The sequence below is a fragment of the Breoghania sp. JC706 genome (assembly GCF_037026715.1).
Taxonomy (GTDB): Bacteria; Pseudomonadota; Alphaproteobacteria; order Rhizobiales; family Stappiaceae; genus Breoghania.
Genome location: NZ_JBANCG010000003.1, coordinates 360,269 through 384,168, shown reverse-complemented (window position 1 = coordinate 384,168; position 23,900 = coordinate 360,269). Strand labels below are relative to the sequence as shown.

The window sequence follows — 23,900 nt, the reverse complement described above, 5'->3', positions numbered from 1 at the left end:
CAGGATGACGTTGTGTGTGTTGATGCCTTTACGGAACCGACACCACATTCAACGTCATCCTGAGGAGCCCGCGTCAGCGGGCGTCTCGAAGGACGGGCAACCTGTTCCCGCCCCACCATGAACCGGTCCAATGCGCAGCCGGTGGCGGTCTGAACCTCCCGCCCCCCGGCCAGATCTCTCCACCGTCATCCCCCGGCTTCGTCCGGGGGATCCAGCACCCTCCGCACACACGGTCGCGCGCAATGGATTGCCCGGACTTGCGCCGGGCAACGACGATGGAGAATGCCGCGACCAGGGACTTCTGTCCGCTGAGCCCCCTACCTGATCTCCACCGCGATATCCTCGACCTTCGGCGCCTTTTCGATCAGACCGGCCTTTTCCATGAAGGCGCCGAACCGTTCGTAGCGGCCGGCATCGAGCGCCGCCGGGCGCTTGGCGAAGCGCGGCACGGAATCGTACCAGGACTTCTTCGTCAGATCGTCGTCGATGTCGGAATGGTTCTTGACGAAGAGCTTCAGCCCTTCCTCCGGGTGGTTGGTCAGAAACACGGTCGCCGCCTCCACCGCGCGCAGGAAACGCGGCAGGCGGTCGTCGTCGAGCTTGTCCTTGTTGGCGATGTAGATCAGCTCGTCATAGGCCGGCACGCCGTGCTCTTCCGGGTAGATCGCGAAGCCCGGGTTGCCCTCCGCCTCAAGCTGGTTCAGCTCGATGTTGCGATAGGCGCCGACCACCGCATCGACCTGGCCGGAAAGAAGCGCCGGCGTCAGCGCGAAGTTGACGTTGATCATCTCCACGTCGTCCTCCGACAGGCCGACTGTACCGAGCATGGTCGACAGGATCGCGTCCTCAAAGCCCGAGATCGAGAAGCCGATCTTCTTGCCCTTGAGATCCTCAAGCGATTTCACCGGCCCGCTTTTCAGCGCGATCACCGTGTTGAGCGGGGTGGAGATCAGCGTCCCGATGCGCCTGACCGGCAGCCCCTCCTGCACCTGCTCGTAAAGCGTCGGCTGGTAGGAGACCGCGATATCGCCCTGCCCGGCGGCCACGAGACGCGGCGGGGCGGACGGGTCAGCCGGCGTCACCAGTTCCACGTCCAGCCCCTCGGCTTCGAAATATCCGCCCTCCTTGGCCACCACCAGCGGGCCATGGTCGGCATTGACGTACCAGTCGAGCAGCACGGTCAGCTTGTCGGCGGCCTGTGCCGCCCCCCCGGCGAAGGCGGCGGCGAAGGCCAGCGCGGCGAAAGTCGCTTTCATCGATTTCAGCATATGAGGTCTCCTCTCTTTCAATTTTCCCGGTCCGGCCTTCTCAGGCCTGTTCGGATTGCCAGGGCGTCATCGCCCGGGTCGTCTTGTCGACGATCGTGCGAAGAAGAAGCGCCATCGCGGCGAGCAGCACGAGCGCCGCGAACACCATGTCGGCCTGCGCGCGGGCATTCGCCTGCAGCATGACGAAGCCTAACCCTTGCGAGGAGCCGACCCATTCCCCCACGATCGCCCCGATGGGTGCGAAGACGGCGGCGACCCTCAGGCCGGAGCCCAGCGCGGGCAGCGCGGCGGGCACGCGGATCAGCATCAGCGTCTGCCAGGGCGTGGCGCGCACGAGCTTGGCGTAGTCGAGAAGGTCGGGGTCGGTGCGGCGCAGCCCGTCGTAGAAGGCGGAGGTGACGGGAAAGAAGATGATCAGGCTCGCCATGACGATCTTGGAGGCAAGCCCGAAGCCGAACCACAGCACCAAAAGCGGCGCGATGGCAAAGACCGGCAGCGCCTGGCTGACCACCACGACCGGCAGCAGGTAGCGCCGCGCCAGCGGCAGTACCGAAAGCGTCAGCGCCAGCACGACCCCGCCGACGACGCCGAAGACGAGCCCCAGCACCGTCTCGTAGGCCGTGATGCCGGCCTGGTGGAACAGGAAGTCGGCGCGCGCGACCAGCACCTCGGCCACCCGGGAGGGCGGAGGCAGCATGTAGGAGGGCAGCCTCAGGCCGCGCACGGCCAGTTCCCACGCCCCCATGAGCAGGACAGCGGTTACAAGCCCGCGCACGATACGCCGTTGGAATTCAGACATGATCTTCCTTGAGCCGGAGGACCTCAGGCGGTTGCGATTGCCCAGGCGCGGGAAACGGCAGGACCGGGAAAACGGCACACCGCATGGCCCGCCGGTTGCCGGTGTCAATCGACGCCTTGCGAAGGATCAGGAAACCGGAAGGGCGAAATACCGCCCTGCTTGCCACCCCAGTGAGTGTGCCAATGAACAATCCGACGGGCACACCGTTCTCCCGCAACCGGGCGGCATGTCCGAGCTGGGCGCCATACCGGAGTACGGCAGTCTTGAAATCGGTCTGCCGCGCTCTTGCGCAGCATGCAGATGAAACATGGGATCTCCCCGTCCTTGACACCAAAGACCATGGAGACCCGGGAAAATAGGGCTCAGGTTTCCGTCCCTTCGCCGGCATGACCCGGATCAGGTTCGAAGGGTTCGGCCCCTGCCCTCCCGCACTTGTAGCGGATCGGAACTGGCCATCTCAGTTCGCGTTCGCGAACACCCCTCGGAAGTAATGTCAGTGTGGGGCGGTTCGCATGGCAATGCAAGGGGGGCGGCGCGGAGGCCCCTCATGGCAGGCCGAGGCACTCACGACGGGAGCGGCCCTAGCTCTTCGTCCAGGCATCCAGTGCGGTCTGGACGACGCGGTCGCCGGGCGAGCCCTTTTCCAGCGTCAGGATGGCGCGCTTGCCGGTCTCGTAGAGGATCGGAATGTCGATCCAGCCGCGGTCGCGCAGAAGCGCGATGTTGCGTTCCCGCTCGTCCGGAATGGAAGAGAGCGCCACCCAGAAGAAGCCGTCCGCGACACGGACCGAGGCCCCGCGCAGCGCATCGCCGCGCGCCTCCTCGGTGGTCTTCATGATCAGCCCCGGCACCGACGAGATCCCCTTGCCGGCGAAATCCTTCGGCAGGTTGAACTTCAGCTCGATGAGGTGGCTCGCCGGCAGCGTCTTGTCCTGGTTGGGACGGATCGTCAGTTCCACCGCCACGTCACGGCCCGGAATGGTGATCTGGGCCTTGATGACCGTGTCCGACTTGCTCCCGCCGGCCGGCGTTTCCTGCGCCGTCGACCACAGCACCCGGCCCTGCTCGGCCGAGCCGCCGGAACTGGCGTCCGCGCTTTCCTCGTAAAGAATCGCGCGCTGGGCGACCGGCGTCGCCTGCGAGGCGGAAGCCGGAGCCTGGGTATCGGAATTCGCCGCCGCCGGCGCGGTCGCGGCCGCGCTATTGTCCGGCTCGCCGGCCTGGGTCGCGTCCGGCTCGTCGACGGAGGTTTCCGGCTCGCCGCCCTGCGGGGCGACCGTCACCCCATCCTCGGCCGGCGGCACCACACGCGTCGTCGTCACCGCGCGCGCATCGGGCGCGGCCGGCGACCCGTCGTCGTTGAGAAGCCGGGCCGTGTCCTTGCCGCCCTCCGAAGAGGCGGGCTCGTCCGTGCCGGAGGCCGTGTCGCTCGCCTGCGGCGTGTCCGACCCGGAAAACATCGCCAGAATGGAATCGCGCTGGGTGTAGACCACGCTCACCAGCCCGATGAAGACGACGATGGCCACCACCGCCGCGCCGATCATCGGCAGCCGCGAGGGCCGAAGGTCGCGATCGGAATAGCGCGGCATGGTCGAGGCGGTCGGATCCTGCGCGCCGCGCGTCATGGCATCGAGGTCGGAAATCGCATCCCGTCCCCGTCTACCGTTTTCGGGGCCGCCGTTTTGGGGACCACCGTTGCCCGACTTGCCGTTGCCGCGCGGCTCGGTACCCTGTTCCGGCGCCTCCGCCGCGCCGCCGTTGCCGTTGCGCGCCGGCTTCGGTCCCGTCTCGGGTTCATCGTCGAAAATGTCGTCGGCCGCAGGCGGCGTCGGCTCGATCCGTTCCCGCCCGCCCGCATGGCCACCAGCGCGCTCACTTGCGCTCTCACCGGCAGGCGGCTTGGTTGCGGCCGTCTTGCCGCCGTTGCCGACGGGACGTTCCGCTGCGCCCGGCACGACAGGCGGCGCTACAGGGGCTGCAGCCGGCTTTTCCTCCGCCTGACGCTCCGCCCCGCGTCCGCCCTCGTATCCGGGAACCGGTTCCGCTTCGGGCCGCGTCGGCGTGGCGGCGGGCGCCCCGTTCGGCGCAGGCGCCGAGGCAGGGGACGGGGCGGAGGCCGGGGCAGAGGCCGGGGCAGAGGTTTGGGCAGGCGCCGGAGAAGACGGCTGCGCAGGCGCAGACGGCTGAGGCGCCGCAGCGGCCGGCCGCGGCGCGGGTCCAAGCCCCAGAGAGGCGCGGGCCGCGTCGGCTTCCACCTTGCGGATCGCCTCTTCCAGATGCAGCTGTTCGGTCGTTATCGCGGAAGGCGCCAGCGGCGGGTCATAGCTCTTGAGCTGATTGACGATCGCCTGGCGCGCGCGCTGGTAGACAGCCCGACGCGCCGCTCCCGTGTTTTCGGGAAGTGCATCGATCGCCCGCTTCAAGACAGCGTGATAGTCCGCCATTGGCTACTCTTATAAGGACTGAACAATTCTGCGACGTTTAGGGTTAATCCTGAAACGGATTTTGGACAAGGATTGTGTCATCCCGTTCCGGAGACGTCGACAGCAACGCCACCGGCGCGCCGATCAGCTCCTCGACATGGCGGACATACTTGACCGCCTGTGCCGGTAGATCGGCCCAGCTGCGTGCGCCCGCCGTCGTTTCCTGCCAGCCGTCGAGCGTTTCGTAGATCGGCTCGACGCGGGCCTGAGCGCCCTGGGAGGCCGGCAGATAATCGATCTCCTTGCCGTCGAGCTTGTAGCCGACGCAGATCTTGATCTCCTTCAGCCCGTCCAGCACGTCGAGCTTGGTGAGCGCGATGCCGTTGATGCCGCAGGTCCTGACGGTCTGCTTGACCAGCACCGCATCGAACCAGCCGCAGCGCCGCTTGCGCCCCGTCACCACGCCGAACTCGCGGCCCTTCTCGCCCAGGAACTGGCCGATCTCGTCGTTGAGCTCGGTCGGGAACGGCCCCTCGCCAACGCGCGTCGTATAGGCCTTGGTGATGCCGAGCACATAGTCGAGGCTGCCCGGCCCGATGCCGGAGCCGGCCGAGGCGGAGCCCGCCACCGTGTTCGACGAGGTCACGAACGGATAGGTGCCGTGATCGATGTCGAGCAGCGCGCCCTGCGCGCCCTCGAACAGGATGCGCTTGCCTTCCTTGCGCTTCTCGTCGAGCAGCCGCCAGACGATGTCCATGAACGGCAGGACCTTGTCGGCGACGCTGGTGAGCTCCTCGTACAGCGCCTCCGGCTTGATCTCGTCCTTGCCGAAGCCGCGCAACAGCGCGTTGTGGTGAGTCAGCAGGCGGGCGATCTTGTCGCGCAGCGTCTCGGTGTTGGCCAGATCCATCAGCCGGATGGCGCGCCGGCCCACCTTGTCCTCGTAGGCCGGGCCGATGCCGCGCTTCGTCGTGCCGATGCGGGTGCCTTCGTTCGATGATTCGCGCAAGGCGTCGAGTTCGCGATGCAGCGACAGGATCAGCGGAACGTTCTCGGCGATGCGCAGATTATCCGGCGTGATGGTGACGCCCTGATCGGCCAGCCGGCCGATTTCGGCGACCAGCGCATGCGGGTCGAGCACCACGCCGTTGCCGATCACGCCGAGCTTGCCCTCGCGCACGCAGCCCGACGGCAGCAGCGACAGCTTGTAGCTCACGCCGTCGATGACGAGCGTATGCCCCGCGTTGTGGCCGCCCTGGAAGCGGACGACGACATCCGCCTGCTCGGACAGCCAGTCCACGATCTTGCCCTTGCCTTCGTCTCCCCACTGCGATCCGACAACAACGACGTTGGCCATTGGCTTATTGTTCCTTGAGATTGGTTCGCCGGCGGTCACCCGTTTCATAAGGCGTCCGGCGTTCGAAAATGCGCGGGCCCGGCGCGATACCGCGGTTGCGCGGGCACGGCCGGAATCGGCGCGCCGTTTCCGGCACGCACGAAGCGGGCGGACTATAGACATATCGTCCGCCCGTGACGAGTCCCTGCGAGGGGAACCTCGCACGTCTTTGCACTCCTGAGCGGGATGACGCCGGAAACAGAGCGCGGCATTTCCCTCCGCTGTCCTCCCCTCCCTCTTCCCTGTCCTCCCCGCTCCCTTCCTTGTCATCCCCGCGAAGGCGCGGATCCGGCAACCACAGAATCCAGCCGCAATGCGTAAACCGCCCAGACTTCAATCGAGAGGCCTCTGGAATGCTGGATTCCCGCCTTCGCGGGAATGACACCGAAACTGTGAGACGCAGTCCCGGAAAAGCGGCGTTTTCGCGAGCAGCCAAGCTCTCCGCCATGCCCTTCGCCCTCGGCACCCTCACGACACTCTCCACCGTCATCCCCCGGCGAAGTCCGGGGGATCCATTACCCTCTCCACACCCTCCGCCGCCCGCCTTGGATTGCCCGAACGGAGCCGGGCAATGACGGCGGAGAGAACAGAGTCCAGGAGACACCGGAAACGGAGCGCAGTATTTCCGCCCCTGTCATCCCCGCGCAGGTGGGGGAGCATTCACGGGAAAGCCCCGCCAACCGTACCGCAACGGCATTCGGGCGGCTTTACACACATTCCGATACCCGATACTCGGCAATGAAGTGCCGGTTTGAAGGGGAGCCATCCCGAACACGTCCGAATACGGCGCAACGTGAGGTTTCCGATTTCATGACGACGTCCGCCGCGCGCCTCGGCACCTGGCTCTACTCCCAGCCCTATATCCTGTTGCCCACCACGGCGGCCTCGTGGGGCGGCAACATCGTCCTCGGCCGGGTCGCCGCCGGCCATATCCCGCCGCTGGCGCTTGCCCAGATGCGCTGGATCGGCGCCTTCGTCATTCTGGCGCTGATCTTCTGGCCGAAGGTCCGGCAGGATCTGTCCGTCATCCGCCGGCACCTGCCGATCGTGCTGCTGCTCTCCTTCGTCGGCATCACGCTCTACAATTCGCTGGCCTATGTCGGGTTGCAATACACCCAGGCCGTCAATGGCGCGCTGATGCAGTCGACCGCGCCGTTCTGGATCGCGCTGTGGTCGCTGATCCTCTTCCGCGACCGGCTGACACCCGGCCAGATCGGCGGCATCGTGCTCTCCAGCATCGGCGTGCTGGCCATCATCACCGAGGGCGATCCCGCGCGACTGACGGAGCTGACCGTCAATCCTGGCGACCTTTATCTCGTCGCGGCCATGGCCTGCTACGCGCTCTACGCCACGCTCCTGCGCAAGCGCCCGCCGATCCACCCCATGTCGTTCCTGGTCATCGCCATCGGCCTCGGCGGGCTGATGCTGATGCCGGCAACCGCGATGGAGATGGCGTCCGGCTTCGTCATGCAGGCCGACGGGCAGACGCTTCTGACCCTTGCCTACGTGGTGCTGATCGCGACGATCCTCGCCTACATCTGCTTCAACCGCGGGGTGGAGCTGATCGGCCCCAACCGGGCGGGCCCGTTCTTCCACCTGATCCCTGTCGTCGCCTCGCTGGTGGCGATCGTGTTCCTGGGCGAGGCCTTCCGCCTCTACCACGCCATCGGCTATGCGCTGATTCTCTCCGGGATTTTCCTGGCGCAGCGGTTCAGCCGTTAGGGCGTCAGCCACAGGCACGATTGTCATCCCCGCGAAGGCGGGGATCCAGTAACCACAAGATTTCCTTATTGAATTGAATAGCAGCCCCCACGGGGTGCGGGCTCCCCGCCTGCGCGGGAATGACAGTCAGGAGCAAGCCGCGCGCATTCCGGGCCAGACACTCAGGATGCCGTTACCGTGCTGATCGTTTCTCTAAAGCATCAACATACACAACGTCATCCTGAGGAGCCGTCGCAAGACGGCGTCTCGAAGGAGGGGCCGCTTGCGCAATCCCCGCCCCGCTCCCCTCACGCAAGAAACGTGTGTCATCCCGCCGTGTGACCCGTTAGATCTGGGCTCCCACGCCACACCGGATCACGATGATGACGCGCCCGCCCGAAATACCCTCCGCTCCGCAGATGTCGCTCGCCAACTGGACGATGCTGATCGCGCTTTCCATCCTGTGGGGCGGATCGTTCTTCTTCACCAAGGTGGCGGTCGCCGAGATCGCGCCGATGGAGATCGTTTTCCTGCGCGTCGCGCTGGCCGCCCTCACCCTTCATGTGGTGCTGCGCATCAGGCGGATCCCCTTTCCCGCAACGATTGCCGGCTTCGCGCCCTTCGTGGTGATGGGCCTCCTCAACAACGTGGTGCCGTTCGGTCTGCTGACATGGGGCCAGACCGAGATCGCCTCCGGCCTTGCGGCGATCCTCAACGCCTTCACCCCGATCTCCACCGTCATCATCCTGCACCTGTTCACCACGACCGACCGCGCCACGCCGCTGAAAGTCGCCGGCGTGATCCTCGGCTTTTGCGGGGTCACGGTGATGATCGGGGCCGAAGCCGTCGCCGGCGTCGGCGATCATGTTGTGGCCGAACTCGCCTGCCTCGGCGCCACCGTTTCCTACGGCTTCTCCGCACTTTACGCCCGCCGCTTCCGCAACACGCCAGCGCTGGTGACGGCTGCCGGGCAACTGACCGGATCGAGCCTCATCCTGATCGTCATTCTGCTTGCGACCGGCGGCGTCGGCTTCGTGGATAACTGGCCGTCCACCCCGGTGATAACATCGATGCTCGGCCTCGCCCTGCTGTCGACCGCGCTCGCCTACATCCTGTTCTTCCGCATCATGGCGGAAGCCGGTCCGGCCAATGTCATGCTGGTCACGTTCCTGGTGCCGGTCAGCGCCATCCTTGCCGGCGCGCTCGTGCTGGGCGAGGTACTTCAGCCGCGCCACTGGGCCGGCATGGCGCTGATCGCCGCCGCCCTCGTCACGATCGACGGACGAATTCCGAGATGGCTGATGGCGCGTCGCGGCACATCGCGCGGGCGCATTTGAACGACTTTCGCATTTGGGTGAAATTCGAGACGAATTCGAGAGAATTCGACGAAATTCGAACAATCGACGAATGAACATGCGAAAGGACGCGGGACGGCCTGGTTATCCCCGCCGCCCCGCATCCCGTTTCCTCAGAACTTCAACGGCTTGACCTGCTTGACCAGCGGCAGCGCGACAAGCTTCTCCACGGTCTCCGCCGGCACCTCTCCATCGACCTCGATCAGCGCGATGGCATCGCCGCCCGGCTCGTTACGGCCCAGGCTGAAGGTCGCGATGTTGACCCCGGCATCGCCGAGGATCGATCCGAACTTGCCGATGAAGCCCGGCTTGTCCTCGTTGGTGATGTAGAGCATGTGGGCCCCGAGCGCGGCTTCCATGTCGATGCCCTTCACCTGGATGATGCGCGGCGTGCCGTCGGCGAAAATCGTGCCGGCAACCGAACGGCTCTGGCGTTCCGTCAATATTGTCAGACGGATATAGGTTTCGTAGGCACCTTGTTGCGAACGGTGAACCTCCTCCACCTGAATGTCGCGCTCGCGCGCGAGCGACGGTGCGGAGACCATGTTGACCGACTGCAAAAGCGGCGTCAGAACGCCGGTCAGGACCGCCGCCGTCAGCGCCTTGGTGTTCATCTGCGCAACGTGGCCCTCGTACTCAATCCGGATGCCCGAAATCGCCGTCTCGGTGAGTTGGCCGGCAAACGATCCAAGCTGCTCGGCAAGCCGCACGAAGGGCGTCAGCTTCGGTGCTTCCTCCGACGAAATAGACGGCATATTCAAGGCGTTGGTGACCCCGCCGTTCATCAGGTAATCGGAAATCTGCTCCGCCACCTGCAGCGCGACATTCTCCTGCGCCTCTTCCGTTGCCGCCCCCAGATGCGGCGTGCAAACGAGGTTCGGCGCGCCGAACAGCACGTTCTCCTTCGCCGGCTCCTCTACGAACACGTCGAACGCCGCCCCGGCCACGTGGCCGCTGTCGAGCGCGGCCCTCAGTGCCGTCTCGTCGACCAACCCGCCGCGCGCGCAGTTGATGATGTAGACACCCTTCTTCGTGCGCGAAATCGCCTCTTCCGACAATATGTTACGGGTCTTTTCGGTGAGCGGCGTGTGCAACGTGATGAAGTCGGCCCGGCGCAGCAGCTCGTCGAGTTCCACCTTCTCGACACCGAGATCGCGCGCCCGCTCAGCCGAGAGGAACGGGTCGTAGGCGACCACCTTCATCCGAAGTCCGATGGCACGCTCGGCGACGATGGAGCCGATATTGCCGCAGCCGATCAGCCCCAGCGTCTTGGCCGTGATCTCCACGCCCATGAACTTCGACTTTTCCCACTTTCCAGCCTGCGTGGAGGCATCGGCCGCCGGGATCTGCCGGGCGACGGAAAACATCATCGCGATGGCATGTTCGGCCGTGGTGATGGCGTTGCCGAAGGGCGTGTTCATCACGATGATGCCCTTGGCGGTGGCGGCCGGAATGTCGACGTTATCCACGCCGATGCCGGCCCGCCCGATCACCTTCAGCCGGTCGGCCTTTGCGATGATCTTTTCCGTGACCTTGGTCGCCGAGCGGATGGCAAGACCGTCATACTGACCGATCACCTCGGCCAGCTTTTCCTTGTCCTTGCCGAGATCGGGAAGGAAATCGACATCGAGCCCGCGATCCTTGAAGATCTGCACGGCGGCGGGCGAAAGCTTGTCAGAAATCAGTACCTTGGGAGCCAATTTGACCTCCTCTAGAAATCAAGAGCAACGTCCGTCGCGAAGCAGGGCGACAAAGCCTCCTGCTCGTTCGACGGACGCATGGTTTCGGCTATCGCTATCTGGATGATCGGCGACGTGGCTTCCGCCGCCTCATAGGTGACGGTCAACGGCGCGATGCCTTGGCTGGCGTCCACGACCCGCAATGCGAACCTGTTCGCCAGCCAGTCGGGATCACGCATCGCGACGAAGGCAACGTCTCCGTTCGAGGAACAAAACGAAGTCCCGTCAAAGGCTTCGCCCGTCTCCTGGTCCATCTCCCAGCCTGCCTCCGCCGCCGGCTGCAATGTCAGGCCAACCGCGAACCGGGCCCCGGCGACGCAATCGAGCGTGACGGTGGCAACGGTGCACCAGTCGATCCGCATGCCCTGTGGCAGCTTCGGATGGCACCGCTCGGAGAGCGCGGTGGAAACGGGGCCCTCCGAACGCACCGACAATTGGACGTCGGCAAAGCGGAAAGTCCTTTGGAAGGCCAGCATCGCCGTCAAGCCGTTGCGAAGAGTGGTGCCTTCAGCAGTGCCGGGCTGGCATCATACCAGGAGCACGCCACGCGCCCGGCAGACACGACGGACAGAGGCATGCCGCACGCAAAACGCCCGAATTCGGACGCAACTTCTATTGAAATCAGTACCTTGGGAGCCATGATCCACCTCGTTCGGCCGGCTCATGAACGCAGCCAGCCCGTCATGTGGGGATAGGGATCGGCGCCCTCCTCCGCGGCGCGGTGCGGCTCGACGGTGAGGCCGTAGAGCTGCAACAGGGGAACGCCGAGATAGTGGCCGGTCGAGAAGTTCTCGATCAAGGCTTCGGCATCCCCCTTGTACCCGTCAGGGTGGAAGAGGACCTCCAGCGGAATTCCCAGATGGCAGGCGGCCGCATAGGACCATGCGATCGTCGCCATCTCGTCGCCCGGGCTCGGATCCAGACGTTCCTGCTCCCGCTCGGCCGGATCGCTCACCGCGATATGGCCGGCCTCGTGCAGGATGTCGCCGGGATAGAGAAGGCGCGCCTCGTCGATGACGAGCGTGCCGAAACGGATATCGAAACCGGGCAGGAAGGTGGGATCCGGCAGCGCTTCGAAACGCACCGGAATCCCGACCGATCGGACGAACCCGGCGAGCTTGCGGCTCATCGGTTCGCCCGTCACGGATCAGGCCGCCTGTTGAAGAGAGGCGACGGCTTCCGCGAAAGCCCAGTCGAGCCAAGGCGTCAGCGCTTCCAGATCGGAGGCCTCCACCGTCGCGCCGCACCAGATGCGAAGCCCCGCCGGCGCATCGCGGTAGGAGCCGATGTCATAGGCGACACCTTCCGCATCGAGCCTTGCGACGATCGCCTTCGCGAACACGCCCTGGTCTTTTTCGTCGAGCGCCGTCACCGCCGGATCGACGATCTTGAGACACACCGAGGTGTTTGAGCGGATGGCCGGATCGGCCGCCAGGAAATCGACCCACGGGGTCTTTTCCACCCAGTCGGCAATGACCTTGGCATTGGCATCGGCGCGCGCCATCAGCGCGTCCAGCCCGCCAAGCGAAAGGCCCCAGTCGAGCGCATCGAGATAGTCCTCGACACAAAGCATGGAGGGCGTGTTGATGGTCTCGCCCTTGAAGATGCCCTCGTTGAGCTTGCCCGCCTTGGTCATGCGGAAGACCTTCGGCAGCGGCCAGGAAGGCGTATAGGTTTCAAGGCGTTCCACGGCGCGCGGGCTGAGGATCAGCATGCCGTGCGCGGCCTCCCCGCCCAGCACCTTCTGCCAGGAGAAGGTGACCACGTCGAGCTTGGCAAAATCGAGCTTCTGCGCGAAGGCGGCCGACGTCGCGTCGCAGATTGTCAGGCCCTCGCGGGTCGCAGGAATCCAGTCCGCGTTCGGCACGCGCACGCCGGAAGTCGTCCCGTTCCAGGTGAAGACCACGTCGTGGGAGAAATCGACGGCCGAGAGATCCGGCAACTCGCCGTAGCCGGCTTCGAGCTTGCGGGCATTGTCGAGCTTCAGCTGCTTGACGACGTCCGTCACCCAGCCAGACCCGAAGCTTTCCCAGGCCAGCATGTCCACAGGCCGCGCGCCCAAAAACGACCACAGCGCCATCTCCACCGCGCCCGTATCGGAGGCCGGAACGATGCCGATGCGATAATCGGCGGGCACTTGCAGGAGCTCGCGGGTCTTGTCGATGGCCTGGGCGAGCTTCGCCTTGCCGATCTTGGCACGGTGGGAACGCCCGAGCGGGGCATCCTTGAGGCCATCGAGCGTCCAGCCGGGACGCTTGGCACAGGGGCCGGAAGAAAAATCGGGATTGGCCGGCGAAATGGCCGGCTTTTCAGTCACTGTCATGTTGCTACCCTTTCAGATAGGCGCCCTTCGTTGGGGAAGGGTGTCCCACTGACCGACATATGCGAAAATGCGGAGAAGGGCAAATGACAGATTGTTGCGGGGCATGCTGAGGCTTCTCATACGCACAAGAAACTTCGCCAACATTGACCATATATAACGTAAAGTTTATATTTCCGTCAGATTCGTATTGAACAGGATGATATGGATGGCGAAATTTATCGAATTTTCGAGCCCGCCATTAGTAAAATATTGCCCCTCAGCGTACAATATTAAAACTGGATGCAACACAATAAGATTGGGCACTCTTTTTAGCTATCGAAAAGAAGAAAATGAAAAACTCAGAGATATTGGAGAAGGCAAATTTAAGTTCTCCATTCAATTTCCGAAATTATCACCCGTCTCAAACGATTGGGTCAGCGAATTTGAATTTGGCGGTCACGAAGATGGTACGGGTTACGCTGCGATTGAGGAAATGGCTATTATTTCCGGTCAGGCACATATAAAGGGCGTTGAAATTTATGGATCCACGCACAATTGCTGGATATACTGCTTATCCCTCAGTGAAAATAGCTCTGCCGGCTCTATAACAGAGACTCATGACAGTTTCTGGGAAATTAATGCTAAAAATCTGGGTGCTTTTGCAGGTCATTTGAGTAATTTACTATGGAGTAGCATTTCAGTTAAGGACATACCGGATTATCTATTGATAGAAAACGGGTTTAATGAACTAGCAAGCGGCCTACAATTGGAAGTTGATATACAACCGGTGTCTTACGAAGAACGTTCGATTTGCATTGAGCAGGAAGCGGACTTCCCAATTTCCGAAGTGAGACATCTGAAGAATAAAATAGCCTTTATAAAGCCCGAAAATTTTAGAGACGAAAAAGAACTACGCATCGCATTCTGGTTGAAATTTAGAGAAAAGCGAATTTCAATAAAAGATAATCCGAAAATATTATTACTACGACCAGTAGACAAATTACTTTCTGCAGAAAATTATCTATAATAAATATTGTTTTATATGTGAATATAATAGTTTTTATGGTATAATATATAATCGAATATTATCAATTATAACTCGGCGATAAGAAGTGACTGATCCGGCACGATAATCGGCCCATAGCCGCCGCCGCAACATCACGGAATGGATCCCGGCTCGGAGGCCGGGATGACATCGTGGGTGGGTTGAGTACGGGTGCATAAGAAGCACCCGCCGGGCAAGGCAGGAATCGCAGCATCGGCCCCTTCCTCCCGTCCGTCCAATCCTTCCCTCCCGCTCGTCCCCTCTCCCCGGCCTCCCCCTACCGCGCCCGCAACGCGCTCACCCCGCCCGCCAGCGCGGCAAGCACCGCACCCACGCCAAGTCCCAGGTGCGGGGCCACATCAGCGGGTGTCAGCGTGAACAGCACCGTCATGATCAGCCCGCCCGTCGTCTGGCCGACGAGACGTGCCGTGCCCTGCATGCCGCCTGCAGCGCCTGCGCGCTCCGGTTCCACGGAGACCAGCATGTTGCGGTTGTTGGGCACCTGGAAAAGGCCGAAGCCGAGGCCGCAGACCATCGTCATCGCGACCAGCGGCACCGGGCTGCCGCTTTCCGGCCACAGGGCGGCCATGAGGAGACCAGCGGCCAGCGTGAGACCGCCCACGGCGCACAGGACGGCGCCGTTCATCCGGTCGGAAAGGCGGCCGGAAACCGGCCCGGCAAACGCCACCACCAGCGGCCACGGCGTCATGCCGATGCCGGTCATCATCGCGGAAAGGCCGAACCCGTGCTGGAAGATGAAGGGCAGCGCCACGTAGCTCGACATCTGGGCGGAGAAACAGCACACCGACGCAATCACCGAGAGGCGGAACGAGCGCCGGCGCAACAGGTCGAGCGGGATGAGCGGGGCCCGGCGCGGGGCTTCGCGCCGCACCAGGGCGATGAAGCTCGCGGCCGAGACGGCAAGCAGCGGCAGACCGGTTTCCGGTCGCTCGATCACCGCATCCGCACCCATCACCAGACAGCCAAACCCGGCCGCGTTCAGCAGCACCGAAAGCCCGTCGAGTGCATGCCCACTGCCCGCGGGCGAGGGCAGCGCGCGAACCGCCACGAGCACCACAAGGCCGATGGGCACGTTGACCGCGAAAATCCACGGCCAGCTCGCAACCGACAGCACCGCCGCGCCGATGGTGGGCCCGATGGCGGAAGAAAGGGCGACGACCAGCGCGTTCCAGCCGATCACCCGGCCCATCATGCGCGGGGGAAAGACATGGCGCAGCAGCGCGACCGCCAACGACATGAGCGGCGCAGCGCCAAGCCCCTGCACGAAGCGGGCAATCACCAGCCACGTGAGCGACGGTGCCAGCGCGCACAGCACGGAGGCCACAGTGAAGACCACAACGCCGCCCGCAAAGACCTTTCGGTAGCCGAGGCTCTGGCCGAGCGCGGCGCTCGGCAGCAACCCCATCACCAGCGCAAGCTGGTAGGCGGTGACGACCCAGACCGTGGCGGCTGCGGAGACTTTCAGCTCGGTGTGGATTGTCGGCAGCGCCACGTTGGCGATCGCCCCGTCGAGCACGACCAGCACGAGCGTCGAGAGGACGGCGAGCGTCGCGAAAAGCCGCTGTGGCATGGGAAGGCCGGCCATCGGCACGACGGCGTCGGTGTGGGCAAGTGAGGACATAAGGGCTCCATCGGATCTCTGCCGGGTAAAATATCCATCCCAAGCCATTGCAGAAGACGCGCGTACTGCATTCAATAGCTGCATGAAACGCCATGTCATGAACCGGACGACCGCGCGCGAACGGAATTTGCGATGACCAGCACCGATCTCAACCTGCTTCGGGCGCTGGACGCCCTGCTTGCGGAGGCTAGCGTGGCCGGCGCTGCACGCAGGCTGGGGCTCAGCGCGTCGGCCATGAGCCGCACGCTCGCCCGCCTGCGCGAGACGACGGGCGATCCGCTGCTGGTGCGCGCGGGCCGTTCCATGGTTCTGACGCCGCATGCTGCCGCGCTGCGCGAGCGCGTGCCCCACGTGGCGGGCGAGGTCGACGCGATCCTCGGCCGCGCCGATATCTCGCTGGATCTTGCAACGCTGGAGCGCACGTTCACCATCCGCGCCAACGATGCCTTCGTCGCCGCCTATGCGGCCGGGCTTCACGCGGCGGTGCGGCGCGAGGCGCCCGGGATCCGGCTGCGCTTCGCGCCGAAGCCGGACAAGAACCCGCAGCCCTTGCGCGAGGCGGCCATCGATCTGGAAATCGGCGTTCTGGGGGAAAGCGTGCCGGAACTGAAGGTCCAGACGCTTTTCCGCGATCACTATGTCGGCGCGGTCAGGACGGGTCACCCGCTGATGGAAGGCGTCCTGACGCCGGAGCGCTATGCGGCGGCCGACCATGTACTCTCCTCGCGGCGCAGCGGGCACGTGGGGCCAATCGATGCGGCATTGGCAGCGCTCGGCCTCGAACGACGCTGCACGCTGACGGTGCCGAGCTTCTTCACCGCGCTGGCGATCGCCGCGGAGAGCGATCTGGTGGCGCTGGTGACACATTCGCTCGCCCCGACCGGAACCGCCGGCCCGAACCCGCCGGCACTGCAATTCTTCGAGCTGCCGTTCCCGACGGACCCGGTCGTGATCTCCCAGATCTGGCATCCGCGCCTCGACAACGACCCCGCCCACCGCTGGCTGCGCAGCCTCATCCGCGCCTGCTGCCGGCCACGCGACGAGTTGGAGGCCGGCGGACGCGGCAGCTGAGGGACAACCGCCCGGCGTTGCATTCTTTCGGTTTTCCGAGCTCATCGGGCAGCGAATTTTCCCGGTATTACCAAGCGTTTTTTCGCCGATAAACAATATCTATCAGGTCATTTTAGGGCCTGCGACATTCTATAGCTTGCGTCTAAAGTCTATCCCCGACAGAGTTATATTACTGCATCACGGTCGGCAAGCAACGTGAGCCAGTGGGGAGGACATTCGAGGCTTGAGACCCTTCGAAGATCAGCTCCACGCAACATCCAAGCAGATACGCGCCAGATAAAAGAACGGCGCAGAGTGGATTTTAAGTCATGGAAAGAAAACTAGCCAATCCGGCGCCGCTCGGACTGACGGGCTTTGCCTTGACGACCTGGATGCTGAGCCTGGTGAATGCCGGCTTCTTCACCGGTGCCAGCGTGCCGCTGGTGCTGGCCTCCGCCTTCGCTTTCGGCGGCACGGCGCAATTCGCCGCCGGCCTGATGGAAATGCCGCGTGGCAACACCTTCGGCTGCGTCGCCTTCTGCTCCTACGGCGCCTTCTGGTGGACCTTCGCCCTGTTCGTGCACTTCTTCTCCGCCGGCGTCTCCGGAGAGTTCGTCGCATGGTGGCTCGCCATGTGGGGCGTCTTCACGTTCTTCATGTGGATCGGCAGCCTCGCCCTGCCCCGCGCTCTGCAAATGGTATTCCTTGCGCTGTGGATCACCTTCGCGCTGCTGGCGGCGGGCGACTTCACGGGACTGGAAGCGGTCAAGCATGCCGGCGGCTATGTCGGGCTGGTGACGGCCATCCTCGCCTTCTATCTGGCAGCCGCCGAGGTCATCAACGAGACCCACGGCCGTGAAGTCCTGCCGGTCGGCGCGCCGAAATCGGCCATCGGCCATGGTGCGGCCCAGCCGGCGGAGTGAGGCTGCGCCTCCACTGAAAACGGAATAACGATCAGTCGGCCTGCACGCGGAGGAAAGCTCCCGCGCGCAGGCTTTTTTTTATGTCACACAGGAGCGGGTGGCCTGAGCCGGGGGAATGGGCGACGCCGCAAGGCAATGCCGCACATTACCGCATTGTAATTTTTTCAACACGATTTCGCCCGGTTTCAGTCACGAAATTTCACGCGTCCAATACCTGCCCCCAACGCCGCCGTCGCGACGCGAAGGGGCCCGTTTTCTGACGGACAGAACAGCAGGAGACCAAACCATGTCGCTTGGACGCGCATGGCTGCCGGCGCTTGCCGCAGCATCTCTCATCACCATTCTTCCAGCCTCCGCCGAAACCATGATGATGGGCCAGGATCAGGCGCCGCCGGTGCGCGGTCTGTGGCTCACCACGGCGTTTCCCGAACGAACGGTGGACTTCGGCGATACCGTCAAGCTCGACATCTCGCTCAAGAACAAGGCCCTGCCGCCCGAGCGCGTGGAACTTGCGCTTGACGGCCTTCCCAAAGGCTGGACATCCGAGATCGACGGCAGCGGATCGAAGGTCTCCGCCGCCATGGTCGGCACGGACGACACCGAGACGTTGCATGTGGTTCTCACCCCGCCGAAGGGCGGAGCAAAGACGGCCGGCACCTTCTCGTTCGACGTGCGCGGCACGGTTGAGGATCCCGCTCAGGGCGCACCGCAGACGCTGAGCCTGCCGATCAAGCTCACCATGGCGGAGGCAAAGCCCGCGAAGCTGACGCTGGAGCCGAAACTGCCCAGCCTGCGCGGCACGGCGAAATCCTCCTTCGATTTCGAACTCACCCTCAAGAACGACAGCCCGAAGGACACGGTGGTGAACCTCACCTCCAAGGCGCCCGACGGCTTCCAGGTCGCCTTCACCGAAGGTTACGGCAGCCAGGAGATCACCTCGCTGCCCATCAAGGCCAACGAGACCAAGACCATCAAGGCCAAGGTGAAGGCCCCGCAGAATGTCGCCGCCGGTACCTACGACGTCGCCATCGGCGCGCAGAGCGATGCCGTCACCGCCCAGGCCCCGCTGCACCTGCAGATCACCGGCCAGCCCGAGATCGTGCTGATGGGGCCCGGCGGCCTGCTGTCCGGCACCGCGACGGCCGGCGAAGAACGCGATTTCTCCTTCACCCTCGCCAACACCGGCACCGACGCAGCCCGAGACGTGACCCTGACCGCCCATGCGCCCTCCGGCTGGAAGGCGGAAATGGAGCCGAAAACGCTTGATGAACTGGCGCCCGACGGCAAGCAGGAGGTGTCCCTGCACCTGACGCCGGCCAAGAACGCGGTCGCCGGCGACTACATGACGAGCGTGCGCGCATCCGGCTCCGGCGTGTCGAACTCGGCCGATTTCCGCGTGACCGTCGCCACCTCCACGCTGTGGGGCGCGACCGGGCTCGGCGTCATCGCCGCCGCCCTTCTGGTCATGGCCGTCGGCGTGCGCCGGTATGGCCGCAGATGAGCGGCCCGGCAAAGGGAGGCCCCGTGATCGAGGTTCGGGGTCTCGTCAAGCGCTACGGCGGCGTGGAGGCCGTCGCGGGGCTTGATCTCACCGTTAACAGGGGCGAGGTCTTCGGGCTTCTGGGGCCGAACGGCTCCGGCAAGACCACGATGATCCTGATCCTTTTGGGACTGACCGAGCCTACGTCGGGCGAGGTCCGCGTCACCGGGCTCGACCCGCTGCGCCAGCCGCTGGCGGTGAAACGGGCCGTCGGCTACCTGCCTGACAATGTCGGCTTCTACGACACCATGACGGCACGCGAGAACCTGCGCTACACTGCAAGGCTCGCAGGGCTCGACACGGCGCAAGCCGATGCCCGCATCGACAATGCGTTAGAACGGGTCCGTTTGAGCGACGTGGCGGAGAAGAACGTCGCGGGCTTTTCCCACGGCATGCGCCAGCGTCTCGGCGTTGCAGAAGTGCTGGTGAAGGACAGTCCCATCGCCATCCTCGACGAGCCGACCAATGGGCTCGATCCGCAATCGACCACGGAGCTGCTCGACCTCATCCGGCGGCTGCGCGACGACGGACGCACGGTGCTGCTGTCCTCGCACCTTCTGTCGCTGGTGCAATCCATCTGCGACCGGGTGGCTCTGATCAACCAGGGGCGGATCGGGCTCACCGGCTCCGTCGACGAACTGCGCTCGAAGGTGCTCGGCGGATCCTACACGATCGAGGTGGAAGCGGACGGCATCGACATCAAGACGGCGGTGGCCTCCATCCCCGGCGTCGCCGGCTTCGAGAACCTGACGCCCGGCCGGCTGCGCATCCGCGCAACGGCCGACATTCGCGCCGACGTGGCGGCCCGGATTGTGGAGCGCGGCGGCCGGCTCAGCCGCATCGCCATGCACCGGCCGAGCCTCGACGACGTCTACCAGCGCTATTTCGAGGACCAGCGCGCATCCATGGAGGTGAGCCATGCAGCGTGAGGGATCGCCCTGGACGGGCCTGTGGGCGGTGGCCGCCAAGGAGGCCGCCGACCACCTCACCAGCGCACGGATGAAGATCGTGCTCGGCCTCGTCATCCTGACCGCCATCGGCGCGGCCTACGGTTCGGCGGGGCAGCTGAAGGAAACGGTCGGTTCCGATCCGTTCCTGTTCCTTCGCCTGTTCACCACGGCGCGCGAGCCCCTGCCCTCGTTTGCGGGCTTTCTGGGCTTCTTGTTGCCGCTCGTCGCCATCACCCTGGCGTTCGACGCGATCAACGGCGAATACCAGCGCCGCACCATGAGCCGGATCCTCTCCCAGCCGATCTACCGGGACGCGCTGCTCGCCGGCAAGTTCCTGGGCGGCCTCGTCGTGCTCACCATCTGCGTGATCACGCTGTGGCTCTTGGTAACCGGCGTCGGCATCCTGTCGCTGGGCCTGCCGCCCTCGGGCGAGGAGGTGGCGCGCGGCATCGCGTTCCTTGTGGTCTCGGTCGCCTATTCGGCGATCTGGCTCGGCATCGCGCTGCTGTTTTCCACCTGGTTCCGCTCCACCGCGACGGCGGCGCTTGCCGCTCTTGCCCTGTGGCTGCTGTTCACGGTGTTCTGGCCAATGCTGGCACCATTGGTGGCCGGGGCGCTCGCCCCCGTCGATCCGCTCGACCCGATGACGGCGCTCACCCAGTACAACCTTCAGCACGACCTTCTGCGACTTTCGCCGACGACGCTTTACGGCGAGATGCTGACGGGCATCCTGCACCCCTCCACCCGGGCGCTGGGCCTGCTGTTCCGCAGCCAGATGGAAGGCGCGCTCATGGGCGCCCCGCTGCCGCTCGACCAGAGCCTCCTGATCATCTGGCCGGACTTCTCCGGCCTGGTGGCGGGCATCGTTCTGGTCTTCACGCTGGCCTATGTCTCCTTCCAGCGTCAGGAGGTGCGGGCCTGAGCGAAGGCAGGGCCGTACCGAACGAGAACGGGCCGGGATGTTACCCTTCCCGGCCCGTTCCGTCTGTCACCGAAGACCTTTTCAGGTCGATCAGTTGAAGTTGTAGCGCAGGCCCAGCCGCAATTCGTGGGCGTAAATGTCGTCGTACTCGATGCGGCTCTGGGTGCCGTAAATCCGGCCGCTCTTGGCCTTGCCGAGCGAGCGGAACTGGTAGCCCGCGTCGACCATCATGTTCGGCGAGATCTCGTAAGAGGCACCGGCCATCAGCGCCCATGCGAGGTTCCAGCGGCCGTGGTTGCCGTAGGAACCGGTGTTGCCGCTGCCATTGTCGAAGCGGATGCCCGAGGCCTTGACGTAGGACGTACCGATACCGGCGCCGACATAGGGCGTGAACCCCTGCCAGGTGCCAAGATCGGCATAGGCATTGACCATGAACGTCCACGCATCGATATCGGCGGTCTCGATGGAAGTGCTCCCCGCACCGCACGGACCGAAGCACGGCGCGCGCCCTTCGAAGCCGGACTTGAACTCGTAGTCGGCCGTCACGTCGGCACGGAACCAGTCATTGAAGTAGTAACCGATACCGCCCCCAAGAAGGGCCGTGTTGTCCATGCCTTCGCTGGAGAAGTCGCCGATGCCGTTGTAGGTCGTGCTCGCTTCCGGGTCGCGATAGATCTTGAAGCCGATGTCGCCGCGCAGATACCAGCCGCCCTGCGGCGCGACATAGGGTTCGGGAATGTATTCGGGAAGGTCAGCTGCGCTTGCGACCGACGGCAGGGCGAGCGCAACGCTAGCAAATATGATCAGTTTCCTCAGGCTGCACATCTCGCACCCCATCCTCTGTGTTGCCCAGAACCATCGTGAACAGGCAGTCAAACTCATACTCGACGGGCCGAATGATGCGTGCAGAAAGTTTAATGGGCAATTAACCCTAACAAAAATGGATAATAGATTAGGTTACCGACATATTTACATTAACTAAAACCATTAATCTTCCGTTAGCGTTCTTTAACGCGCAGTTAGAGAGACGGAAATATAGGGAACCGCAGGCAGGCGCCGGTGAAACCGGCATTTTCGCCAAGTGCGCACAAATACTTGGTTATCGAGAAATATCCGGACCCCGCCTGTCGCAGGGCAAAAACGGGACCATGGCCGGAAACGGGCGGCGCGCGCCTTCCCGTTAACCAAACCTCCCGCAGCGTCCCACGACAGGACCGCAATCCTTAACGAAAAAAATCAGAGAAAATGCGGACGGCGGGAGCCGATGGCGCCAGCAGCCCCAGAACTTCAGGCCTCAGGCCGCGACGCTGGTGAGCGCCGTGCAGATATCGTCGACCACGGAATTGACGAGATCGACATCGTCGCCTTCCGCCATCACGCGGATGAGCGGTTCGGTGCCCGACGGACGGATGACAAGCCGACCGCCCTTGCCGAGCCGGCCGCGGCCCGCCTCGATGGAGGTCGCGACCGCCGCGCTGTCGAGCGGCGAGGTGCCCCCGACGATACGCACGTTCTTGAGCACCTGCGGCACCGGCTCGAACCGGCGGCAGACCTCGGACACGGGCTTGTTCTGCTGGCGGACCACCGCCAGCACCTGAAGCGCGGCCACCAGGCCATCGCCGGTGGTGGAGAAATCGGACAGGATGATGTGGCCGGACTGCTCGCCGCCAAGATTGAAGCCGTGCTGGCGCATGTGTTCCACCACGTGGCGGTCGCCGACCTTGGTGCGCGCCAGCGTCAGGCCGATATCGGACAGATGCCGCTCCAGCCCGAGGTTCGACATGACGGTGGCAACGATGCCGGGCTGGGCGAGCTGGCCGCTCTCCTTCCAGCTTTCCGCCACGACCGCCATCAGCTGGTCGCCATCGACCGCCTCGCCCTTCTCGTCCACGAGGATCACCCGGTCCGCATCGCCATCGAGCGCGATGCCGATATCGGCGCGCAGCTCGCGCACCTTCTCGCACAGCGCACCGATGGAGGTGGAGCCGCAATCCTTGTTGATGTTAAGGCCGTCCGGCTCAACCCCGATGGAAAACACCTCCGCGCCCAGCTCCCACAGCACTTCCGGCGCCGTGCGATAGGCCGCGCCGTTGGCGCAGTCGACGACGATGCGCAGGCCCTCCAGGCTCATGTTGCGCGGCAGCGTGCGCTTGGCGTACTCGACGTAGCGATCGCGCACACCGTCCACCCGCTTGGCCCGGCCGAGATCGGCGGGGGCCGCCAGCCGGCCGGAAAGATCGCTCTCGATCAGCCGTTCGATCTCGCGTTCGACCTCATCGGACAGCTTGAAGCCGTCCGGGCCGAAGATCTTGATGCCGTTATCGGCGAAGGCATTGTGCGAGGCCGAAATCATCACGCCGATATCGGCGCGCAAGCTGCGCGTCAGCATGGCGACGGCGGGCGTCGGGATGGGCCCGAGCTGGAAGACATCCATGCCGGCGGAGGTAAAGCCGGCGACCAGCGCCGTCTCGATCATGTAGCCGGAAAGCCGCGTGTCCTTGCCGAGCACGACCCGGTGCCGGTGGCCGCCGTTTCGGAAGATGACACCGACGGCCATGCCGACCTTCATCGCAACCTCGGGCGTGATGGGCCAACGGTTGGCCTGTCCGCGAATACCGTCCGTGCCGAAGTAGCTGCGTGTCATGGATCTTCCGAAATTCTGGATCCGCCGGGGCGCGCGGTCCGCCGGTTCGGGCGGGGCTGCGACAAATGCCTGCCAGCGGGCGTGAACAATGGGGCTTTCCGGCCAGCTCCCTGCAAAGCCGCAAGCCTTGAGCGGGTCTGCAGCCGAGGCGGCGGATACCGGTTCTCAGCCGTCTACATACAGAATTATGGTCACCGAAGA

Annotated in this window: 19 protein-coding genes and 1 riboswitch; of the genes, 8 read left to right on the top strand and 11 right to left on the bottom strand. The window is 64.2% G+C overall.

What is annotated here, in order from left to right; translation table 11 throughout:
- Window positions 1-317: 317 nt before the first annotated feature.
- The 4 genes from V2L18_RS07620 to V2L18_RS07605 form a co-directional block, all read right to left on the bottom strand.
- Window positions 318-1,256, bottom strand: coding sequence for an ABC transporter substrate-binding protein (locus tag V2L18_RS07620; RefSeq protein WP_336177727.1), 939 nt, complete (start codon window positions 1,254-1,256; stop codon window positions 318-320).
- A 52-nt stretch (window positions 1,257-1,308) separates the two neighbouring features.
- A complete protein-coding gene (locus V2L18_RS07615) occupies window positions 1,309-2,067 on the bottom strand; it encodes an ABC transporter permease (protein WP_336177446.1) in 759 nt (252 codons plus the stop codon).
- A gap of 356 nt (window positions 2,068-2,423) precedes the next feature.
- Window positions 2,424-2,559: riboswitch (TPP riboswitch) on the bottom strand.
- Between the two features lie 89 nt (window positions 2,560-2,648).
- On the bottom strand, window positions 2,649-4,511 hold the full coding sequence (locus V2L18_RS07610) for a hypothetical protein (protein ID WP_336177445.1): 1,863 nt from the start codon (window positions 4,509-4,511) through the stop codon (window positions 2,649-2,651).
- Between the two features lie 43 nt (window positions 4,512-4,554).
- A complete protein-coding gene (locus V2L18_RS07605; RefSeq protein WP_336177443.1) occupies window positions 4,555-5,847 on the bottom strand; it encodes an adenylosuccinate synthase in 1,293 nt (430 codons plus the stop codon).
- Between the two features lie 849 nt (window positions 5,848-6,696).
- On the opposite strand from V2L18_RS07605, the gene V2L18_RS07600 reads away from it, so the two are divergent.
- Both V2L18_RS07600 and V2L18_RS07595 read left to right on the top strand, forming a co-directional pair.
- Window positions 6,697-7,608 (top strand): DMT family transporter, encoded by a 912-nt coding sequence (locus tag V2L18_RS07600; protein ID WP_336177442.1) that lies wholly within the window; start codon window positions 6,697-6,699, stop codon window positions 7,606-7,608.
- A 362-nt stretch (window positions 7,609-7,970) separates the two neighbouring features.
- Window positions 7,971-8,924, top strand: a complete 954-nt coding sequence (locus V2L18_RS07595) for a DMT family transporter (protein ID WP_336177440.1) — start codon at window positions 7,971-7,973, stop codon at window positions 8,922-8,924.
- Between the two features lie 131 nt (window positions 8,925-9,055).
- Here the strand turns inward: V2L18_RS07595 and serA are convergent, their stop codons facing one another.
- The 4 genes from serA to V2L18_RS07575 form a co-directional block, all read right to left on the bottom strand.
- Window positions 9,056-10,642, bottom strand: coding sequence for a phosphoglycerate dehydrogenase (gene serA, locus V2L18_RS07590; RefSeq protein WP_336177439.1), 1,587 nt, complete (start codon window positions 10,640-10,642; stop codon window positions 9,056-9,058).
- Between the two features lie 11 nt (window positions 10,643-10,653).
- Entirely contained in the window at window positions 10,654-11,166 is a 513-nt protein-coding gene (locus tag V2L18_RS07585; protein WP_336177438.1) for a hypothetical protein, read from the bottom strand.
- A 176-nt stretch (window positions 11,167-11,342) separates the two neighbouring features.
- The gene (locus V2L18_RS07580) at window positions 11,343-11,825 is read right to left on the bottom strand and encodes a hypothetical protein (protein WP_336177437.1); all 483 of its coding nucleotides are present in this window, start codon (window positions 11,823-11,825) and stop codon (window positions 11,343-11,345) included.
- A gap of 3 nt (window positions 11,826-11,828) precedes the next feature.
- Window positions 11,829-13,004 carry a phosphoserine transaminase gene (locus V2L18_RS07575; RefSeq protein ID WP_336177435.1) on the bottom strand — a complete coding sequence of 392 codons (1,176 nt, stop codon included), beginning with the start codon at window positions 13,002-13,004 and terminating at the stop codon, window positions 11,829-11,831.
- A gap of 205 nt (window positions 13,005-13,209) precedes the next feature.
- Between V2L18_RS07575 and V2L18_RS07570 the strand changes: the two genes are divergently transcribed.
- The gene (locus V2L18_RS07570; protein ID WP_336177434.1) at window positions 13,210-14,010 is read left to right on the top strand and encodes a hypothetical protein; all 801 of its coding nucleotides are present in this window, start codon (window positions 13,210-13,212) and stop codon (window positions 14,008-14,010) included.
- Between the two features lie 295 nt (window positions 14,011-14,305).
- On the opposite strand, the gene V2L18_RS07565 is transcribed toward V2L18_RS07570, so the two are convergent.
- Window positions 14,306-15,670: an MFS transporter gene (locus V2L18_RS07565; protein WP_336177432.1), complete on the bottom strand. Its 1,365-nt coding sequence runs from the start codon at window positions 15,668-15,670 to the stop codon at window positions 14,306-14,308.
- A gap of 132 nt (window positions 15,671-15,802) precedes the next feature.
- On the opposite strand from V2L18_RS07565, the gene V2L18_RS07560 reads away from it, so the two are divergent.
- The 5 genes from V2L18_RS07560 (at window position 15,803) to V2L18_RS07540 (ending at window position 21,055) form a co-directional block, all read left to right on the top strand.
- On the top strand, window positions 15,803-16,741 hold the full coding sequence (locus V2L18_RS07560; RefSeq protein ID WP_336177431.1) for a LysR family transcriptional regulator: 939 nt from the start codon (window positions 15,803-15,805) through the stop codon (window positions 16,739-16,741).
- A 308-nt stretch (window positions 16,742-17,049) separates the two neighbouring features.
- Window positions 17,050-17,643, top strand: coding sequence for an acetate uptake transporter (locus V2L18_RS07555; RefSeq protein ID WP_336177429.1), 594 nt, complete (start codon window positions 17,050-17,052; stop codon window positions 17,641-17,643).
- A 286-nt stretch (window positions 17,644-17,929) separates the two neighbouring features.
- On the top strand, window positions 17,930-19,144 hold the full coding sequence (locus V2L18_RS07550) for an NEW3 domain-containing protein (RefSeq protein WP_336177428.1): 1,215 nt from the start codon (window positions 17,930-17,932) through the stop codon (window positions 19,142-19,144).
- Window positions 19,145-19,167: 23 nt separating this feature from the next.
- On the top strand, window positions 19,168-20,112 hold the full coding sequence (locus tag V2L18_RS07545; RefSeq protein WP_336177427.1) for an ABC transporter ATP-binding protein: 945 nt from the start codon (window positions 19,168-19,170) through the stop codon (window positions 20,110-20,112).
- Window positions 20,102-21,055, top strand: a complete 954-nt coding sequence (locus V2L18_RS07540; RefSeq protein WP_336177426.1) for an ABC transporter permease subunit — start codon at window positions 20,102-20,104, stop codon at window positions 21,053-21,055. Before V2L18_RS07545 ends, V2L18_RS07540 begins: the two co-directional genes overlap by 11 nt.
- 90 nt (window positions 21,056-21,145) lie before the next feature.
- Here the strand turns inward: V2L18_RS07540 and V2L18_RS07535 are convergent, their stop codons facing one another.
- Both V2L18_RS07535 and glmM read right to left on the bottom strand, forming a co-directional pair.
- The gene (locus V2L18_RS07535; RefSeq protein WP_336177425.1) at window positions 21,146-21,880 is read right to left on the bottom strand and encodes an outer membrane protein; all 735 of its coding nucleotides are present in this window, start codon (window positions 21,878-21,880) and stop codon (window positions 21,146-21,148) included.
- 469 nt (window positions 21,881-22,349) lie between these two features.
- Window positions 22,350-23,699, bottom strand: coding sequence for a phosphoglucosamine mutase (gene glmM, locus V2L18_RS07530; protein ID WP_336177424.1), 1,350 nt, complete (start codon window positions 23,697-23,699; stop codon window positions 22,350-22,352).
- Window positions 23,700-23,900 lie beyond the last annotated feature (201 nt).

Excerpts from the sequence above, each read along its gene's own strand:
- V2L18_RS07620 (WP_336177727.1), bottom strand. The coding sequence starts at position 1,256 with ATGAAAGCGACTTTCGCCGCGCTGGCCTTCGCCGCCGCCTTCGCCGGG.
- V2L18_RS07565 (WP_336177432.1), bottom strand. The coding sequence starts at position 15,670 with ATGTCCTCACTTGCCCACACCGACGCCGTCGTGCCGATGGCCGGCCTT.
- glmM (WP_336177424.1), bottom strand. The coding sequence starts at position 23,699 with ATGACACGCAGCTACTTCGGCACGGACGGTATTCGCGGACAGGCCAAC.
- V2L18_RS07605 (WP_336177443.1), bottom strand. The coding sequence starts at position 5,847 with ATGGCCAACGTCGTTGTTGTCGGATCGCAGTGGGGAGACGAAGGCAAG.
- V2L18_RS07595 (WP_336177440.1), top strand. The coding sequence starts at position 7,971 with ATGACGCGCCCGCCCGAAATACCCTCCGCTCCGCAGATGTCGCTCGCC.
- V2L18_RS07540 (WP_336177426.1), top strand. The coding sequence starts at position 20,102 with ATGCAGCGTGAGGGATCGCCCTGGACGGGCCTGTGGGCGGTGGCCGCC.
- V2L18_RS07560 (WP_336177431.1), top strand. The coding sequence starts at position 15,803 with ATGACCAGCACCGATCTCAACCTGCTTCGGGCGCTGGACGCCCTGCTT.
- V2L18_RS07535 (WP_336177425.1), bottom strand. The coding sequence starts at position 21,880 with ATGTGCAGCCTGAGGAAACTGATCATATTTGCTAGCGTTGCGCTCGCC.
- V2L18_RS07600 (WP_336177442.1), top strand. The coding sequence starts at position 6,697 with ATGACGACGTCCGCCGCGCGCCTCGGCACCTGGCTCTACTCCCAGCCC.
- V2L18_RS07555 (WP_336177429.1), top strand. The coding sequence starts at position 17,050 with ATGGAAAGAAAACTAGCCAATCCGGCGCCGCTCGGACTGACGGGCTTT.
- V2L18_RS07575 (WP_336177435.1), bottom strand. The coding sequence starts at position 13,004 with ATGACAGTGACTGAAAAGCCGGCCATTTCGCCGGCCAATCCCGATTTT.
- V2L18_RS07550 (WP_336177428.1), top strand. The coding sequence starts at position 17,930 with ATGTCGCTTGGACGCGCATGGCTGCCGGCGCTTGCCGCAGCATCTCTC.
- V2L18_RS07615 (WP_336177446.1), bottom strand. The coding sequence starts at position 2,067 with ATGTCTGAATTCCAACGGCGTATCGTGCGCGGGCTTGTAACCGCTGTC.
- V2L18_RS07610 (WP_336177445.1), bottom strand. The coding sequence starts at position 4,511 with ATGGCGGACTATCACGCTGTCTTGAAGCGGGCGATCGATGCACTTCCC.
- V2L18_RS07570 (WP_336177434.1), top strand. The coding sequence starts at position 13,210 with ATGGCGAAATTTATCGAATTTTCGAGCCCGCCATTAGTAAAATATTGC.